Genomic DNA, 17,741 nt, shown 5'->3' with positions numbered 1-17,741 from the left:
TTATTCCTCGGCTCCCGCAGTAGCGGCGTGATTCATGTCCATGCCTTTGTGCTCTGACATGTCCATTTTCCCGTGGCTCATCATGAACTTATCAATAACTTGCTTGAACAGTTCTGGATTCGCAGTTGAGAAATATTCCACCGGGTGATTTTCGCTTGGCGCAGCCAGTTTCTCGAAATCATCCATAGTGGTCAGCGCGTTAGGTGCCGCTTTAACTTTGGCAACCCACTGCTGGAATTCCGCATCGTCTTTGGTTGCAATGGCTTTGAACTTCATACCAGAGAAACCGCGACCACTGAAGTTCGCAGAGATACCGTCGAATGTTCCTGGCTCGTTGGCGATGAGATGCAGTTTAGTCTGCATACCGGCCATGGCATAAATCTGGCTGCCAAGCGTAGGAATAAAGAAGGAGTTCATAACGGAGTTGGACGTGATCTTGAAGTTCACCGGAGTGTTTGCCGGGAAGGCAATCTGGTTCACGGTTGCGATACCCTGTTCTGGGTAAATGAACAGCCATTTCCAGTCCAGCGCGACAACATCAATCTCAATCGGCTTCACATCAGAAACAAGCGGTTTGCTCGGTTCCAGTGCGTGGGTCGATTTCCAGGTCAGCACGCCGAGGAAGATAATGATCAGGATCGGAATGGTCCAGACCACGGCTTCCACTTTGTTAGAGTGTGACCAGTTAGGGCTATATGTTGCATTAGTATTTGTTGCCCGATATTTCCAGGCAAAGAATACCGCCATGAAGACTGCCGGGATAACCACGATCATCATCAAGCCGAAAGCTGTCAGAATCAACGAACGTTGCTCCAGTGCAATCTGTCCTTTGGGATTTAACAACGCACTATCACAGCCACTGAGTAATACAGCGCCTGCTATTAATGACAAAATCCCCAAACTTTTATTGTATTTACTGAGTCTCATTTAACGACCTCAATGACAAAGGGCTCTATTGTCGTTTAAGTGTGCGCGCATTTTACGGGAAGGTTTATGCAGTGTAAACCAGCTTAAGGATGTGTCAGAAGGCTGTTGACACCTTTTGCTAAGGGTGTCACAGATGTTGCGCAGGGTGACAAATTATTAATTGCGACAAGCAGTTGCCGTCAATATAACAAAAATCAATGATAGAAACCGCAGAAAAATCAGGGAAAGCATAAACCGTACTCTTAATGCTCATTTATTTAACAATTATGTAGCATTTGGGTGATGACTTTTCTACAAAGTAATTGCGCACCGGATTTAAATATAATCTAAGGATGTTAATTTAATGTTTCTTTTTCGCGATGAAAAAAATGCTATTCGTTAAAATGAGTTCGTTGTTATTTTTTTAGCCAAATATTAGCGGCTGGCAAATTATCATTACTTAACTCAGATTTTTTCCCGGAATTTTTCTTAACGCCAGGCAATCCAGAATCACACCCAGCGCCACAGCCATCAGTGCCAGCGCCATGCCCAACTCAAAAAGCGGTGTCAGCAAGGCATTGACATGCCAGATGTCCGTTGCATTCAGTGCCAGCAGCACTAACCAGAGCGCCAGCAGGCCACAACCGGTGCTAAACAGGCGTACTGTCCAGCGATAACCTTGCGGCCACAGGCTCCGCATGACAAAACGCCCATCCTGCTGAATGGCGTGCAGAGTGCCGCGACTAATCCACAACAGCAATAAGCCAGGCACGCCAGCAAAGACGGTGAATGCGTAGAAAGTCGGCCAGCCCCACAGCTCAACCAGCCATCCCGCTGCAGGTCCCACATAGACACGCCCAACGGCAGAAAGGGCAGAGAGCAGGGCAAACTGCGTCGCGGAAAACGATTTGTTGCACAGCGTCATCAGCAGCGCAACAAAGGCGGCGGTGCCCATCCCTCCGCAAAGGTTCTCAATGAACACGGCACTGGCCATGCTCCATAAATGAGGTGGCGTCACGGCCAGTAGCCAATAGGCGAAGTTGGAAACCGCCTGAAGAATGCCGAAAATCATTAGCGCGCGGAACAGGCTCAGGCGCTGCATCAGCACGCCGCCGTACAGCGCACCAATAATGGTTGCCAGCAATCCCAACGTTTTATTCACCAGCCCTACATCACCGGCGCTGAAACCCACGCCGCGAATCAGGAAAGTGGTGGTGAGTGATGCAGCAAAAGCATCACCCAGCTTATAAAGGATGATGAGGGTGATCAGCAGCCAGGCATTGTTGCGCAGGAAAAAATCTTTCAGCGGGAACGATACGGCCTGACGCAGGGTGTGCGGCTCACGCGCAGGTGTCGCGGGCTCTTTAGCCAGCAATGTCGCAATCAACCCTGGAAGCATTAATAGCGCCATTAACCAGTATGTTGCCTGCCAGCCGAGATAACGATCGGCCAGCCACAGCGCCAGGCCGCCTGAAATCAGCATCGCCAGGCGATAACCCAGCACGGTAATTGCCGCGCCGCTACCACGCTCTTCTGGCGGCAGCACATCGGTCTTCCAGGCATCAAACACGATGTCCTGCGAAGCTGAACAGAAGGCCACCAGCACGGCCAGGGCAGCCAGCAGCGTCAGGTCGCGCGAGGGCTGCATAAAGCCCATGGCGATAATTCCCGCGATCAGCGCGAATTGTGTGACCAGCAGCCAGCCACGACGACGTCCGAGAAATGGCGGGGTATAGCGATCCATCATCGGCGACCACAGGAACTTAAATACATAAGCCTGGCCGACAAGGGAGAAGAAACCGATGGTTTTCAGGTCGACATTCTCAACGGTCATCCACGCCTGCAAAGTCCCGGCTGTGAGTGCTAAAGGCAGTCCGGAAGCAAAGCCGAGCAACAGCAATACGGCGGCATTACGTTGGGTGAAAATGCGCAGATAGTGAGAAGTCATAACCAACCTGAAATGATGCCCGGCCAAAGATTGCCGGGCAGAATAGCTGAGGAATTAGCGGGCGTTCTGTTTGATAAACTCGTGAACGCTGGTGTCCTGCGCCATATCAGCAATCACGTCACTCAGGGTAGAGTTGACCGCGTTGGTGATCTTCGCGTTAGTGGCGGTAAATGCGCCTTCTACGCTGTAAGTCTGACGATAATTTTTAACCTGCTTGTTACCGTTTTTCGCGGTCGCAATGATGGAAATGTCAGCCTTGGTGGTAATGCTGTAACGCACGTTACCTTGTGTCACATCAGCGTAAAGACCATTGACGACAATCTGCAGGTCAACCGCACCGTTTGGTCCGATCATGTAACCGCGTGCTGTCATCTGCTTCTCCAGCACTTCCTGTAACAGGAAACGCAGATCGCGGGATGGCGTCAAAGTGACTAACTGGCCGTCACGATTCACTTTTGCCAGTGCCTGATCGGAACGCTGATCGGCACCGTTAACGCTGATGGTCGCACCCATCAGACCAGGATCTTGCTGTGGCAGCTGGATCTTAGGCTGAATGTTCAGGGTGGTGTTATTGCTGGCGCAGCCGGCCAAAATAAAAGCAGCCAGCAGAGGGAATAACAGTTTTTTCAACATACTCATTCTCGTTAGCATATGGGTTGGTTTGCAAAACTGCGGCCATCATAGCATTGCGCGACGGCGAAAAAAGCCCCGTGCCAGTGGAAATTGATTGTAAAGGCTTTTTTCGGACAGACGGTCACTTAACAGCGTTGACCTGACGAATGAGCCCGTTAAGATGCGCAGCAGATCAGGATTTATTTCCGGCGCGCCTGCGGGTTGGGCAAAAAACCTACTAATATTTAAACAGATGGGCACAGCGCTCGCCGTTGAGGAGAGTTAACAATGATTCGCGAACAAATAGAAGAAAAGCTGCGTAAGGCGTTCGAACCTGCACATCTCGAAGTGCATGATGAGAGCTACCGTCATAACGTGCCCGCTGGTTCTGAAAGTCACTTTAAAGTGGTGATTGTCAGCGATGTGTTTACCGGCCAACGATTCCTGCAGCGTCATCGCGCCATTTATGGCGAATTGACCGAAGAGTTAGCAGGGAGCGTGCACGCGCTGGCGCTGCACACTTACACGCAAAAAGAGTGGGATGGATTACAAGATACCGTCCTGGCGTCACCTAACTGTAGGGGTGCCGGCACCCTCGCCTGAGTTCACACTTCATCCTCTCTCAAAACGGCCTGCGGGCCGTTTTCTTTTCATTAATTACCCTTAAACGCGATCCATGGCGCAAAAAAGCAGCAAAACCGCTAAAAAGTGGTGAGTTTGCAGCCTCGACTCATTCCAGCGATGTCGCTATAATGCTGCGTCTATTTTTCCGGAATGTCTTCGGGACGCTTCTGGTGACAGGGATTAGGTTCTGCCTGCAGAGGCCGTCCCGGTTGTTGGATACGGCGCATTTAATGTGTGGTGTCTGAAGTTGACCGAGCACGTGATTTTTTGAGGTAACAAGATGACAGTTTCAGTAGAAACCACTCAGGGTCTGGGCCGTCGCATTTCGATTACTGTTCCAGCGGACAGCATCGAAAGCGCAGTGAAGAAAGAACTGGTGGAAGTAGCTAAGAAAGTCCGTATCGACGGTTTCCGTAAAGGCAAAGTGCCGGCACACATCATTTCTCAGCGCTACGGTGCTTCTGTTCGCCAGGACGTGCTGGGCGAGCTGATGACGCGCAACTTCGTTGACGCCATCATCAAAGAGAAAATTAACCCAGCTGGCGCACCGAACTACGTGCCAGGTGAGTATAAAGAAGGTGAAGATTTCACTTACGCGGTTGAGTTCGAAGTGTATCCAGAAGTTGAGCTGAAAGGCCTGGACGCTATCGAAGTTGAGAAGCCAGTGGTTGAAGTCACCGATGCTGACGTTGATACCATGCTGGAAACCCTGCAGAAGCAGCAGGCGACCTGGAAAGAGAGCGATGCAGCAGCTACTGCTGAAGATCGCGCAACCATCGACTTCTCCGGTTCTGTAGACGGCGAAGAGTTCGAAGGCGGCAAAGCGTCTGACTTCGTACTGGCGATGGGCCAGGGTCGTATGATCCCAGGCTTCGAAGAAGGTGTTGTTGGCCACAAAGCGGGCGAAACCTTCACTATCGACGTGAAATTCCCAGACGATTACCACGCTGAAACCCTGAAAGGGAAAGACGCGAAGTTCGAGATCGTGCTGAAGAAAGTGGAAACTCGCGAACTGCCAGAGCTGACTGAAGAGTTCATCAAACGCTTCGGCGTTGAAGATGGTTCAGTGGCCGGTCTGCGTGCAGAAGTGCGTAAGAACATGGATCGTGAGCTGAAAGGCGCTATCCGTAACCGCGTTAAGTCTCAGGCGATTGATGGTCTGGTTGAAGCCAACGACATCGACGTGCCAGTCGCGTTGATCGACAGCGAAATCGACGTTCTGCGTCGCCAGGCTGCTCAGCGTTTTGGTGGCAACGAGAAGCAAGCTTTCGAACTGCCACGTGAGCTGTTCGAAGAGCAGGCTAAACGTCGCGTTGTTGTCGGTCTGCTGCTGGGCGAAGTGATTCGCATCAACGAGCTGAAAGCTGACGAAGACCGCGTTAAAGCGCTGATCGAAGAGATGGCTTCTGCGTACGAAGATCCGCAGGAAGTGATCGAGTTCTACAGCAAGAATAACGAGCTGATGAACAACATGCGCAACGTTGCGCTGGAAGAGCAGGCTGTTGAAGCGGTTCTGGCGAAAGCTAAAGTGACCGATAAAGCAACCAACTTCCAGGAACTGATGAACCAGACCTCAGCGGCCTGATTCTTTAGTTAACCGAAAGTGCGAAGCCCGCGACTGAAAAGTCGCGGGCTTTTTCGTTTTGAGGCGTTAACCGCACAGATTTGTCCTCTATTTGCCTAATTAATCGGCAAATTGTTCGCTAAGCTCTTTTTCCGTGTTAGCGAATGGGCAAAAGGTTGTTATGCTTGAAACAACTGGCCAGCATCCCCAGATACAGGGAGCATGCATGAAAACAGTGAGACTGGCTGATTAACCGTCCTGTTATGTCGGAGTGAGAGGGCAGCGCATAGTTTTCCCGACGCGCCTCACGTAATATCGGTACAGAATGTTGCCAATGAAATTTATCAGGAGACGGTAATGTCATACAGTGGCGATCGTGAATTTACTGCACCGCACATGGCGCTGGTGCCAATGGTGGTCGAACAAACCTCGCGCGGCGAGCGTTCATACGACATCTACTCCCGCCTGCTCAAAGAGCGTGTGATCTTCCTGACCGGCCAGGTTGAAGATCATATGGCCAACCTGATCGTGGCACAGATGCTGTTTCTGGAAGCTGAGAATCCTGAAAAAGACATTTATCTCTACATTAACTCGCCAGGCGGCGTGATTACTGCCGGGATGTCGATTTATGACACCATGAAATTCATCAAGCCGGACGTCAGCACCATTTGTATGGGTCAGGCTTGTTCAATGGGTGCGTTCCTGCTGACCGCAGGCACGAAAGGCAAGCGTTTCTGCCTGCCTAACTCCCGCGTCATGATTCACCAACCGCTGGGCGGCTATCAGGGCCAGGCGACGGATATTGAAATCCATGCGCGTGAAATCCTGAAAGTGAAGCAGCGTATGAATGAATTGATGGCTGAACACACCGGCAAATCACTGGAAGAGATCGAACGCGATACCGAACGCGATCGTTTCCTCTCTGCCAGCGAAGCGGTAGAGTATGGCTTGGTCGATTCCATCCTGACGCATCGCCAATAAGACACATCTGGCTGCCCCTTACGCTATAGTTAACGGGGCAGGTAGTTGGGTTGAATGAATACGGCCGTTGATGTACGGCCAGTGCCGTACACCAAATTGAGTCTGAGAAAGAAAAGAGGTTAGCTGATGACAGATAAGCGCAAAGACGGTTCAGGTAAGTTGCTGTACTGCTCTTTCTGCGGCAAAAGCCAGCATGAAGTCCGTAAGCTGATTGCCGGGCCGTCAGTGTATATTTGCGACGAGTGTGTTGATTTATGCAATGACATCATTCGCGAAGAGATCAAAGAAGTCGCTCCGCATCGTGAGCGCAGTGCACTGCCGACGCCGCATGAAATTCGTCATCATTTAGATGATTACGTCATCGGTCAGGAAAAGGCGAAAAAAGTGCTGGCGGTTGCGGTATACAACCACTACAAACGTCTGCGCAACGGCGATACCAGCAATGGTATTGAGCTGGGCAAAAGTAACATTCTGCTGATCGGTCCAACCGGTAGCGGTAAAACGTTGCTGGCTGAAACCCTGGCGCGTTTGCTGGATGTTCCGTTCACTATGGCGGATGCGACCACCCTGACCGAAGCCGGTTATGTGGGTGAGGATGTGGAAAACATCATCCAGAAACTACTGCAGAAGTGTGATTACGATGTGCAGAAAGCACAGCGCGGCATTGTTTACATCGATGAAATCGACAAGATTTCTCGTAAGTCAGACAACCCGTCAATCACGCGTGACGTTTCCGGTGAAGGTGTACAGCAGGCGTTGCTGAAATTGATCGAAGGCACAGTGGCAGCCGTTCCTCCGCAGGGTGGACGTAAGCATCCGCAGCAGGAATTCTTGCAGGTTGATACCTCAAAAATTCTGTTCATCTGTGGTGGCGCATTTGCCGGCCTCGATAAAGTGATTTCTCAGCGTGTTGAGACCGGAACCGGTATCGGCTTTGGTGCAACGGTTAAGGGCAAATCTCAGAAAGCCAGCGAAGGCGAGTTGCTGTCGCAGGTTGAGCCTGAAGATCTGATTAAATTTGGTCTGATTCCTGAGTTCATTGGTCGTTTGCCTGTTGTGGCGACGCTGAATGAGCTGAGCGAAGAAGCGCTGATTCAGATTCTGCGTGAGCCGAAGAATGCGTTGACCAAGCAGTACCAGGCGCTGTTTAACCTGGAAGGCGTTGAGCTGGAGTTCCGCGACGAAGCGCTGACAGCGATTGCGAAGAAAGCGATGTCCCGTAAAACCGGTGCACGTGGTCTGCGTTCTATCGTTGAAGGTGCGCTGCTGGAAACCATGTACGATCTGCCATCGATGGATGATGTGGAAAAAGTGGTGATTGATGAGTCAGTGATTGACGGTCAATCCGAGCCGATGTTGATTTATGGTAAGCATGAAGCTCAGGCTTCTGGCGAATAAATAAACAATCGAACCATGTTGTTATCTTAAAAAAGGGGAAAATGTTTCCCCTTTTGTTTTTCTCTCTCCCGTGACATTGAATGTCGACCAAGCATCCCCATATACTCAATATCCTGTGGGTTGAACTGCAAACTTCTTTTACGCGGTACCCATCACCTGGCGGACATTAAACTAAGAGAGAGCTCTATGAATCCTGAGCGTTCTGAACGCATTGAAATCCCCGTGTTGCCTTTGCGCGACGTGGTGGTTTATCCGCACATGGTAATTCCGTTGTTTGTTGGTCGGGAAAAATCGATTCGTTGCCTCGAAGCGGCGATGGATCATGACAAGAAGATCATGCTGGTTGCCCAGAAAGAGGCTTCAACGGATGAACCTGGTATTAACGATCTCTTCTCGGTAGGGACCGTCGCTTCCGTATTGCAAATGCTCAAGCTGCCCGATGGCACGGTAAAAGTGCTGGTTGAAGGCTTGCAGCGTGCACACATCACCACGCTGGCTGACAATGGCGACCATTTTGTTGCCCAGGCCGAATACCTGATCTCGCCAGAAATTGAAGAGCGCGAGCAGGAAGTGCTGGTGCGTACGGCGATTAATCAGTTTGAAGGCTACATCAAACTGAATAAAAAAATTCCACCTGAGGTTTTGACCTCACTGAACAGCATCGACGATGCGGCGCGTCTCGCCGACACCGTGGCAGCGCATATGCCGCTGAAGCTGGCTGATAAGCAGTCAGTGCTGGAAATGTCCGACATCAACGAGCGTCTCGAATATCTGATGGCGATGATGGAATCCGAAATCGATCTGCTGCAGGTTGAGAAGCGCATTCGCAATCGCGTGAAAAAGCAGATGGAGAAAAGCCAGCGTGAGTACTATCTGAATGAGCAAATGAAAGCCATTCAGAAAGAGCTGGGCGAAATGGATGACGCGCCGGACGAATACGAAGCGCTGAAACGTAAAATTGAAGCGGCAAAAATGCCGACTGAAGCGCGCGAGAAAGCCGAAGCAGAACTGCAGAAGCTGAAGATGATGTCGCCGATGTCTGCAGAAGCCACCGTGGTGCGCGGTTATATCGACTGGATGGTTCAGGTACCGTGGGTCGCGCGCAGCAAAGTGAAGAAAGATCTGCTGAAAGCGCAGGAAACGCTGGATATCGACCACTACGGTTTAGAACGCGTCAAAGATCGCATCCTTGAGTATCTTGCGGTGCAAAGTCGCGTCAGCAAAATCAAAGGGCCAATTCTGTGCCTCGTCGGACCGCCAGGGGTGGGTAAAACCTCGCTGGGTCAGTCAATTGCTAAAGCCACCGGCCGTAAATATGTGCGTATGGCACTGGGTGGCGTGCGCGATGAAGCGGAAATCCGCGGACATCGGCGTACTTACATCGGCTCTATGCCGGGCAAACTGATCCAGAAAATGGCGAAAGTGGGTGTGAAGAACCCACTGTTCCTGTTGGATGAGATCGATAAGATGTCGTCCGATATGCGCGGCGATCCGGCTTCGGCATTGCTGGAAGTGCTGGATCCAGAACAGAACATCGCGTTCAACGATCACTACCTGGAAGTGGATTACGATCTCTCCGATGTGATGTTTGTGGCGACCTCTAACTCCATGAACATCCCGGCACCGCTGCTGGACCGTATGGAAGTCATTCGTCTGTCGGGTTATACCGAAGATGAAAAACTCAACATCGCCAAACAACATTTGCTGCCGAAACAGATTGAACGTAATGCGCTGAAAGAGAAAGAGATCAGCGTTGACGATAGCGCCATCATCGGCATTATCCGCTACTACACCCGTGAAGCGGGCGTGCGTAGTCTGGAACGTGAACTGTCCAAGCTGTGCCGTAAAGCGGTGAAAACGTTGCTGATGGATAAGACCAGGAAGAGCATCAAGATTAACGGTGAAAACCTTAACGACTTCCTGGGCGTGCAGCGCTTTGACTATGGTCGCGCGGATACTGAAAACCGCGTGGGTCAGGTGACCGGTCTGGCGTGGACGGAAGTGGGCGGCGATCTGCTGACCATCGAAACCGCCTGCGTACCTGGCAAAGGTAAACTGACTTACACCGGCTCGCTGGGTGAAGTGATGCAGGAGTCTATCCAGGCGGCGCTGACAGTGGTTCGTGCGCGTGCGGAGAAACTCGGCATTAACGGTGATTTCCACGAGAAACGTGATATCCACGTGCACGTGCCGGAAGGGGCAACGCCGAAAGATGGTCCAAGTGCCGGTATCGCGATGTGTACTGCACTGGTTTCATGTCTGACGGGTAACCCGGTGCGCTCTGATGTGGCGATGACGGGTGAGATCACCCTGCGCGGTCAGGTGCTGCCAATTGGTGGCCTGAAAGAGAAGCTGCTGGCAGCGCATCGCGGCGGCATCAAAACCGTGCTGATCCCGGATGAAAACAAGCGCGATCTGGAAGAGATTCCACAGAACGTGATTGCCGATCTAACCATCCATCCTGTGAAGCGTATTGAAGAAGTGCTGAACCTGGCACTGGAAAATGCGCCTTACGGTATGCAGGTTGCGACGGCAAAATAGTGATTAGCGGCAAAAACCGTTAAAAAGCGAAGCTGGCAGGCCAAATGGTGCTTGCCAGCTTTTTTTTGTGCCGCTACTTTAGGGGGCTGTTGAATCAACGATTAAGATGAATACCGTTGTTTCAGCTCCACAGGCTTGATATAACTGGCTGCGCGTTCGCACCGGGCGGGAAGCGCGGGTGCGATGTGAATAATAAAAGAGGGGATGAATAGAGTGAATAAGTCACAGTTGATCGACAAAATTGCTGCAGACGCTGACATTTCTAAAGCAGCAGCGGGACGTGTGTTAGATGCATTCATGGGCTCCGTTTCTGACGCGCTGAAAGGCGGTGATGAAGTGGCACTGGTTGGTTTCGGTACTTTCTCTGTACGTGAGCGTGCTGCTCGTACAGGCCGTAACCCGCAAACTGGTAAAGAGATCACCATCCCGGCTGGTAAAGTACCGGGCTTCCGTGCAGGTAAAGCACTGAAAGACTCAGTCAATTAATGACCGCTGATACATCCATTGAAGCATTTTCTTCTATGGATTGAGGACGAAAAAGCCGTTCTCATGTAACATACGGGCACATCATTTTTGATGTGCCTTTTTTATTCTTGATGCGCGGCGATGGCCTTAGGCTATTGTCTCCGCATGGTTGCCAACTGCCAGCCTGAACAGCAGTTGCACGATGATGACATCGTGTCAGAGCTTTACATTCACACTACAGCGGAGTGTTGTCATACCATGATGGACAATTTACGCGCGGCGTCGAATCATGTCGTGCTCAAGATTATTCTGGGATTGATCATCCTGTCTTTCGTACTGACCGGGGTGGGCAACTACCTGATCGGCGGTGGCAGCGACTACGCTGCCAAAGTTAATGGTCATGAAATTAGCCGTGCAGAGCTTGAGCAAGGCTATAACAACGAGCGTAATCGTCAGCAGCAGATGCTGGGCGATCAATTCTCACAGTTGGCCAGTAACGAAGGCTACATGCAGCAGATGCGTCAGCAGGCGCTGTCACAGCTGATTGATCAGGCTTTGCTCGATCAATACATTAAAGATTTAAAGATTGGCATCAGCGATGATCAGATCAAGCAGGCTATCTTTAATCAAAAAGCCTTCCAGACCAACGGTAAGTTCGACAACGCGAAGTACAACGGTTTAATCACACAGATGGGCTTTACGCCGGATCAGTACGCGGCAGCACTGCGCAAGCAGTTAGCCACGCAGCAGTTGATCAATGCGGTTGCCAATACCGATTTCATGCTGAAAGGCGAAACCAGCAAGCTGGTGGATCTGGTCTCGCAGCAGCGTGAAGTGCGTCAGGCAGTAATCGATGTCAACGCGCTGGCAGCGAAACAAACTGTCAATGATGATGAGATCAATCAGTATTACCAGCAGCATCAGAACAACTTCATGGCACCAGAGCAGTTCCGCGTCAGCTACATCAAGATGGATGCAGCTAACATGCAGGAAACAGCGAGTGAAGCGGATATTCAGAGCTGGTTTGATCAACACAAAGCCGACTATTCACAGCCGCAGCGTAATCGCTACAGCGTGATTCAGACCAAAACTGAAGCGGATGCCAATGCGGTTCTGGATGCGCTGAAGAAGGGTGAAGATTTCGCCACGCTGGCCAAAAGCAAATCCATTGACCCGATCTCGGCGCGCAAAGGCGGCGATATGGGTTGGCTGGAGCCGGGCACCACGCCGGATGAGCTGAAAAACGCCAACCTGATGCAAAAAGGTCAGCTGTCTGGTGTGATCAAATCTTCAGTTGGCTTCCTGGTGGTGCGTCTGGATGATATCCAGGCAGAACAGGTGAAACCGCTGGCTGAGATCCATGACGCTGTTGCCGACAAGGTGAAGCAGGAAAAAGCAGTCGATGCTTTCTACAAGCTGCAGCAAAAAGTCAGTGAAGCGGCCAGCAATGACAACGAGTCGCTGGCAGGTGCAGCACAGGCTTCTGGTCTGAAAGTGGCTGAAACCGGCTGGATCACCCGTGATGATGTACCAGCTGAACTCGATTTCGATCAGGTTAAGCAGGCGATCTTTAATGGTGGACTGGTGGGTCAAAACGGTGCGCCGGGTAATAACTCTGACATCATTAGCGTCGATGGCGATCGTGCATTCGTGCTGCGCATCAGCGAGCACAAGCCTGAAGCCGTTAAACCGCTGGATCAGGTGAAAGCGCAGATTGCCGACACGCTGAAGCATGACAAAGCCACTCAGCAGGCTAAAGCGCAGGCAGATAAACTGCTGGTTGATCTGAAAGCCGGTAAAGAAGATGCGCTGAAAGCGGCAGGCTTAACACTGAGCGCCAGCAAATCCTTTGATCGCAATGCGCAGGATCCTGTTGCACAGTCTGCCTTTAACCTGCCACAGCCAGCGGACAACAAACCGTCCTGGGGCGTGAGTGAAGATATGCAGGGCAACGTGGTACTGGTCGCGCTGGATAAGGTCAGCCCAGGTAATATGCCGCAGGCGCAGATGGATGAGATGGTGAAAGGCGTAACGCAGAATAACGCGCAGATTGCGTTTGAAGCACTGCTGGAAAACCTGCGCAAAGACGCGAAAATCAAATACGGCGCGGCGGCACAAAACCAGTAAGCCTCACAAAAAATGTGAATCCGCTGCAACAACACAAAGGCCGCTTCTGCGGCCTTTTCCATTTCTGTCATTGTCCTTTTGAGCCTGAAAACCCGCTGTGACACTCTGCTGTGGCTGTCAAACACAAGGAGAAATACAGCATGGTGAAATCTACATTTCGCGCATTATGCGTCACGCTGGCGCTGGGTGGCGCACTCTATACCACCGGACTGGCCGCTGCCGAAAGCCCCAGCGAAACGCAGGCGACGCAGGTATCCCCGCCGCAAGAAGGACAGGTCAGCATTAATCAAGCCAGTGCTGAACAACTCGCCGCCGCAATGAACGGCATCGGCCTGAAGAAAGCGCAGGCGATAGTCAGTTATCGCGAGCAGTATGGTCCGTTTACCGCCATCGAGCAGCTCAAGGAAATACCGGGCATCGGCAATGCGCTGGTGGAGCGTAATAGCGGCCGGCTGAAACTGTGAGGCGGCTCGCGACTTTGAAGGATTGATAAAGCGTTAAATCTGGCTGTGCTATGCTCAACAGGTCATACCAGTTGTCATTCACAGCCAGAACAGGAGCAACAATGCAAACCACCATCAAAGTACGCGGCTATCATCTCGACGTTTATCAGCATGTGAACAACGCGCGCTATCTGGAGTTTCTGGAAGAAGCGCGCTGGCAGTGGCTGGAGGATGTCGATGCCTTTCACTGGCTGATGGATAAGAAGCTGGCGTTTGTGGTGGTCAATATCAACATTAACTATCGTCGTCCGGCGGTACTGGGCGACGTATTGCATATTGAGAGCGAAGTATCACAGTTGAATGGCAAAAGCGGCATCATTTCGCAGCGCGTGCTGCTGGCAGGTGATAACACCGTGGTGGCGGATGCGGCCTTGACCTTCGTCTGCATCGATTTGCGTACGCAAAAAGCGGTACCGATGGAAGGGGAGTTGCGCGACCGTATGTCGGCGTTGATGGTAGAAAGCCATTAACAGTGGAGCGAGCTGGCGTCAGAAACGCCAGCCAGCGAAGAAGCTTAATGAGTTCAGCGAGTAAAGCAGCTCAATCATTACCTGCTAGCGAAGCTGCTCAATGAGTTCCAGCTTAATGAGTTCAAGCCAGCTAAGCAGCTTAATCAGTTACATCGAGCAAAGCTGTTTAATCAGTTACAGCCAGCAAAGCCGCTCAATCAGTACGAGCCACCAATTAATCATTGCGAGCCACCGATTCAGCGCAATCAGTTAAGGCCGCTTTTTTGTTTCATCGCTGCCATCACCGCAGACGTATTGGCTTGATAATCCGCCAACCCTCGCGCACGCAGATGGCAAGCCGCGCATTCACCACAGCCATCACCTTTCACACCGTTGTAGCAGGTCAGGGTTTCCGCACGCACCAGTGGCAGCTGCTGCCAGTAATCGGCCAGCGCCCAGGTTTCGGCTTTATTCAGCCACATCAGTGGCGTTTCGAAGCGAATGTTGCGCGCCATGCCCAGGCTGACGGCATTGTTGAGTGCTTTGACGAACTCATCGCGGCAATCAGGGTAGCCGGAGAAATCCGTTTCACAAACACCGGTAATCACCGCTTCGGCTTCCACCTGGTAAGCGTAGATGGAGGCTAAGGTCAGGAACAGAATATTGCGGCCCGGTACAAAAGTGCTCGGCAAACCGCTGGCATCAGGATCGTAAGTGGGCACCGGAATGTTATCGCGCGTCAGGCTGCTGACTGCCAGTTCATTGAGCAGCGTCACATCCAGCACTTTGTGGGCACAGGCGCCCAGTTTATGCGCGAGTTGAGCCGCGACTTCAATCTCTTCGCGATGGCGCTGGCCATAATCGAAGGTGACACAGTGCACTTGATCATATTGTTGCAGTGCCTGAATCAGACAGGTGGTGGAATCTTGTCCGCCACTGAATACGACAACGGCTTGTTTCATCTTTATTTCCCCAAAAAGCAGTGCGCCTATGGTACTGGCTCGGGCGCGGGCTGAACAGTCCCTGCGGTGGCTGGCGGTGGAATCCAGGCGCGGGTGAAATCAAACCAGCCCAGCGTATTGAGCTGGATGCCTTCGACGCCAGGCGGGGCAAACACCTGATAGCGATAGTTAAACAGCGGCAACAGATGTCCATCACGCATCAGCTGCTGAAAAAGCTGGTGCGTTAATGCTGCGCGTTGCTCTGGGCTGGGCTGATGGGCGATAGCGCTAAGTGGGGCTTGTAATACCGGAGCACGTAAGGGAGTCCATACGGGATCGTTCTCCAGCCAGTTCACCAGGGTAAACAGCGGGGCATCGCCGATCAAACGGTCACCCATCACCACATCGGCATCGCTCAGGTCGATATCGTCACGCCAGTTTTTCACATCATGAAAAACACAGGTTAATTTGCAGCCCTGTTTTGCCAGCAACGGCACCAGCGCCTGCGCCATCACATGCAGTTCGATAGGGAGATGATAATGCAGAGTGAGTTTCTCGGGCAGCGTGACGGCTGTCATCCCGGCAGACGGCACCGGCCAACCGGGCAGCAACTCCTTGCTCGCGGTAATCAAGCCTTCATCCAACGGTAACTGCTGAATCACTCCGCTGTGTTGAATTAATGCAATCAGTGCCGTGACTTGTGCGGCAGTGAAATCGGCGGAAATGCGCGGTGCCAGATAACAGAAGCCGAGGCTGATGCTGTGATCGACCGGGCGCAATGCGTCCAGTTCGTCAGGATCGCCAATAGCGATTTGCACCGGATGGCGACAGCTGGTGCCGAGGCCATGGGCAAACAGCTGCGGTGTAATCCAGTATTCCACCACCTGAATCAGAGGACGTTGCAGATGCCAGCGGGCATGGCTTTCCAGGCGAACCAGCTCATCAGTGAAATGGGTCAGCTTCCACGGCCCACTACCAACGTCAACCGCATCAGGGTGTGGCAGCAGGCAGTATTGATGGGCCAGCCGCTGCGGCAGCCAGTAGTCGCTCTGACGCAGTTGAATACGCAATGCCAGCGGATGTGGCGCTTCAATGCGTTCGATAGAGGCCAGCAGGCGGCTGCCGCGCACGGTTTGCATGATCTGCTGCAGTTGCGAGGCCAACTGCGCCGCTAGAATTGGCTCATCGTTGTGCCAGCTGAGCTGCGGGCGCAACCAAAAATACCAGTCACAGCCGCTGCCATCATGTTGCCAGTGATGCGCAAGATCGCCTTCTACATCGTCGCCATTAAAGCGGGTCAGGCCGGAGAAAATCTGCCGCACCAGGTGCTGTTCAGCCCTTCCGGTCAGACGAAGCGGCCGCAGCGGCTCCATTGCGCGATAGTAGGGGATACGCAACACAGGTGCCTGGTTTTGCCATTGGCCGCCCATCAGCGGTCGCAGCATTTTCACCAGCCGTTCAGGATGGAGATCCAGCACCTGCAACGCCTGAACCGCTTCGCCCGCTTCCAGTTGTTGGGTTAACAGCTGTTGGCGGAGTTGTTCAGGTGAGATCAGAAACGTTAGTTCGCCTTGTTTTCCGCGGCCGGACTCGCCGCGCCAGCTCAGCCAGCCTGCATCCTGCCACTGACGTAATAAGGTTCGCACATGGCGCTCACTGCAAAAACAGTGCTGCGCCATGGCGGCTACGCTCAGACGCAGAGGCTCGCCCTGGCTGAGTTGCCACAGGCGCTGAAATTGATTAACCCGATGAAGTTGGCGCATCGCTAAACCCGGAACAGTTTTGTAAAAGTATTCACTATTAGTTCCGCAATTACCAGGTGATAGTAGATTCCTCACTCAGACAGGAGAAATTGCATGGCTCGCCTCGCGGCATTTGATATGGATGGCACGTTGTTACTGCCGACGCACCGGTTAGGGAATGAGACCATCGACACCCTGCATGCCTTGCATCAGCGCGATATCACCATTGCTTTCGCCACGGGCCGCCATCTGATGGACGTGCAGGTGGTACGCGACCAATTGACTCTGCCAGCCTGGCTGATCACCGGCAATGGCACACGTATTCACGATCTGGAAGGGCAGCAGCTGTTTGGTTGTGATTTGTCCTCATCCGTTGCCGAAGAGGTGATTCACACTCATTGGCAAACGCCAGCATCAATCCACATCTTTAACGATGAAGGCTGGTTTACCGATAAACCGTTGCTGGGAGCATTGGAAGCGCACGTGATGAGCGGCTTCCACTATCAGCTGCGCGATTTGCGTCAGATGTCGGCACATGAGGTGACCAAAATTTGCTTTATTGCGCCGCATGAGATGCTGCAAGCGTTAAAAGTGGAGTTGCAGCATGCGCTGGCCGAGCGCGCCAACATCTGCTTTTCAGCATGGGATTGTCTGGAAGTTCTGCCGCTGGAGTGCCATAAAGGCGCGGCGCTGGCGCACTTGTGCCAGCATCTGTCGCTATCAATGGCAGATTGTATGGCGTTTGGTGATGCGATGAATGACCGCGAAATGCTGGAGCGCGTGGGCAGTGGCTTCATCATGGGCAACGCCATGCATCAATTGAAATCGTCGCTGCCACATTTACCGATTATTGGACATTGCGAGACACAGGCGGTGTCTCATTACTTAAATCACTGGATGACCACACCACACCTCGATTATTCCCCCGAATGCTGAGGCT

Annotated in this window: 15 protein-coding genes; 10 read left to right on the top strand and 5 right to left on the bottom strand. The window is 52.2% G+C overall.

Translation table 11 applies throughout. The annotated features are described in order from the left end of the window. The 3 genes from cyoA to LBW88_RS21375 form a co-directional block, all read right to left on the bottom strand. Nucleotides 1–927 (bottom strand): cytochrome o ubiquinol oxidase subunit II, encoded by a 927-nt coding sequence (gene cyoA / locus LBW88_RS21385; RefSeq protein ID WP_200573279.1) that lies wholly within the window; start codon nt 925–927, stop codon nt 1–3. A gap of 439 nt (nt 928–1,366) precedes the next feature. Beyond that, a complete protein-coding gene (gene ampG / locus LBW88_RS21380) occupies nt 1,367–2,854 on the bottom strand; it encodes a muropeptide MFS transporter AmpG (protein ID WP_224934140.1) in 1,488 nt (495 codons plus the stop codon). Between the two features lie 54 nt (nt 2,855–2,908). After that, nucleotides 2,909–3,487: a lipoprotein gene (locus LBW88_RS21375; protein ID WP_034828101.1), complete on the bottom strand. Its 579-nt coding sequence runs from the start codon at nt 3,485–3,487 to the stop codon at nt 2,909–2,911. Nucleotides 3,488–3,754: 267 nt separating this feature from the next. Between LBW88_RS21375 and bolA the strand changes: the two genes are divergently transcribed. From bolA to LBW88_RS21330, 9 genes are all read left to right on the top strand, one after another. Further along, on the top strand, nt 3,755–4,069 hold the full coding sequence (gene bolA / locus LBW88_RS21370; protein ID WP_034828103.1) for a transcriptional regulator BolA: 315 nt from the start codon (nt 3,755–3,757) through the stop codon (nt 4,067–4,069). Between the two features lie 301 nt (nt 4,070–4,370). Continuing rightward, nucleotides 4,371–5,675 carry a trigger factor gene (gene tig / locus LBW88_RS21365; RefSeq protein ID WP_200573274.1) on the top strand — a complete coding sequence of 435 codons (1,305 nt, stop codon included), beginning with the start codon at nt 4,371–4,373 and terminating at the stop codon, nt 5,673–5,675. A gap of 336 nt (nt 5,676–6,011) precedes the next feature. Continuing rightward, complete coding sequence (gene clpP, locus LBW88_RS21360; protein WP_008103933.1) at nt 6,012–6,635, top strand: ATP-dependent Clp endopeptidase proteolytic subunit ClpP; 624 nt, start codon at nt 6,012–6,014, stop codon at nt 6,633–6,635. Between the two features lie 126 nt (nt 6,636–6,761). Next, a complete protein-coding gene (gene clpX / locus LBW88_RS21355; protein WP_100702281.1) occupies nt 6,762–8,033 on the top strand; it encodes an ATP-dependent protease ATP-binding subunit ClpX in 1,272 nt (423 codons plus the stop codon). A 186-nt stretch (nt 8,034–8,219) separates the two neighbouring features. Then, nucleotides 8,220–10,574 carry an endopeptidase La gene (gene lon / locus LBW88_RS21350; RefSeq protein ID WP_224934139.1) on the top strand — a complete coding sequence of 785 codons (2,355 nt, stop codon included), beginning with the start codon at nt 8,220–8,222 and terminating at the stop codon, nt 10,572–10,574. 213 nt (nt 10,575–10,787) lie between these two features. Then, nucleotides 10,788–11,060 (top strand): nucleoid-associated protein HU-beta, encoded by a 273-nt coding sequence (hupB, locus tag LBW88_RS21345; protein WP_034828113.1) that lies wholly within the window; start codon nt 10,788–10,790, stop codon nt 11,058–11,060. A 237-nt stretch (nt 11,061–11,297) separates the two neighbouring features. Next, nucleotides 11,298–13,166, top strand: coding sequence for a peptidylprolyl isomerase (ppiD, locus tag LBW88_RS21340; RefSeq protein WP_224934138.1), 1,869 nt, complete (start codon nt 11,298–11,300; stop codon nt 13,164–13,166). A 140-nt stretch (nt 13,167–13,306) separates the two neighbouring features. Beyond that, on the top strand, nt 13,307–13,630 hold the full coding sequence (locus LBW88_RS21335) for a ComEA family DNA-binding protein (RefSeq protein ID WP_224934137.1): 324 nt from the start codon (nt 13,307–13,309) through the stop codon (nt 13,628–13,630). 101 nt (nt 13,631–13,731) lie between these two features. Then, a complete protein-coding gene (locus LBW88_RS21330; RefSeq protein WP_414004106.1) occupies nt 13,732–14,139 on the top strand; it encodes an acyl-CoA thioesterase in 408 nt (135 codons plus the stop codon). Nucleotides 14,140–14,384: 245 nt separating this feature from the next. Here LBW88_RS21330 and queC read toward each other — a convergent pair whose 3' ends face one another. Beyond that, a complete protein-coding gene (queC, locus tag LBW88_RS21325; protein WP_224934135.1) occupies nt 14,385–15,080 on the bottom strand; it encodes a 7-cyano-7-deazaguanine synthase QueC in 696 nt (231 codons plus the stop codon). Between the two features lie 26 nt (nt 15,081–15,106). Further along, the gene (locus LBW88_RS21320) at nt 15,107–16,822 is read right to left on the bottom strand and encodes an SgrR family transcriptional regulator (protein WP_224934134.1); all 1,716 of its coding nucleotides are present in this window, start codon (nt 16,820–16,822) and stop codon (nt 15,107–15,109) included. 93 nt (nt 16,823–16,915) lie between these two features. On the opposite strand from LBW88_RS21320, the gene cof reads away from it, so the two are divergent. Then, nucleotides 16,916–17,737 (top strand): HMP-PP phosphatase, encoded by an 822-nt coding sequence (cof, locus tag LBW88_RS21315; protein ID WP_224934133.1) that lies wholly within the window; start codon nt 16,916–16,918, stop codon nt 17,735–17,737. Nucleotides 17,738–17,741 lie beyond the last annotated feature (4 nt).

The sequence above is a fragment of the Pantoea sp. alder81 genome (assembly GCF_020179835.1).
Taxonomy (GTDB): domain Bacteria; phylum Pseudomonadota; class Gammaproteobacteria; order Enterobacterales; family Enterobacteriaceae; genus Pantoea.
This window is presented reverse-complemented; position numbering and strand designations above follow the sequence as displayed.

Coding starts and splice junctions, on each gene's coding strand:
- cyoA (WP_200573279.1), bottom strand. CDS start 927: ATGAGACTCAGTAAATACAATAAAAGTTTGGGGATTTTGTCATTAATA.
- ampG (WP_224934140.1), bottom strand. CDS start 2,854: ATGACTTCTCACTATCTGCGCATTTTCACCCAACGTAATGCCGCCGTA.
- LBW88_RS21375 (WP_034828101.1), bottom strand. CDS start 3,487: ATGTTGAAAAAACTGTTATTCCCTCTGCTGGCTGCTTTTATTTTGGCC.
- bolA (WP_034828103.1), top strand. CDS start 3,755: ATGATTCGCGAACAAATAGAAGAAAAGCTGCGTAAGGCGTTCGAACCT.
- tig (WP_200573274.1), top strand. CDS start 4,371: ATGACAGTTTCAGTAGAAACCACTCAGGGTCTGGGCCGTCGCATTTCG.
- clpP (WP_008103933.1), top strand. CDS start 6,012: ATGTCATACAGTGGCGATCGTGAATTTACTGCACCGCACATGGCGCTG.
- clpX (WP_100702281.1), top strand. CDS start 6,762: ATGACAGATAAGCGCAAAGACGGTTCAGGTAAGTTGCTGTACTGCTCT.
- lon (WP_224934139.1), top strand. CDS start 8,220: ATGAATCCTGAGCGTTCTGAACGCATTGAAATCCCCGTGTTGCCTTTG.
- ppiD (WP_224934138.1), top strand. CDS start 11,298: ATGATGGACAATTTACGCGCGGCGTCGAATCATGTCGTGCTCAAGATT.
- LBW88_RS21335 (WP_224934137.1), top strand. CDS start 13,307: ATGGTGAAATCTACATTTCGCGCATTATGCGTCACGCTGGCGCTGGGT.
- LBW88_RS21330 (WP_414004106.1), top strand. CDS start 13,732: ATGCAAACCACCATCAAAGTACGCGGCTATCATCTCGACGTTTATCAG.
- queC (WP_224934135.1), bottom strand. CDS start 15,080: ATGAAACAAGCCGTTGTCGTATTCAGTGGCGGACAAGATTCCACCACC.
- LBW88_RS21320 (WP_224934134.1), bottom strand. CDS start 16,822: ATGCGCCAACTTCATCGGGTTAATCAATTTCAGCGCCTGTGGCAACTC.
- cof (WP_224934133.1), top strand. CDS start 16,916: ATGGCTCGCCTCGCGGCATTTGATATGGATGGCACGTTGTTACTGCCG.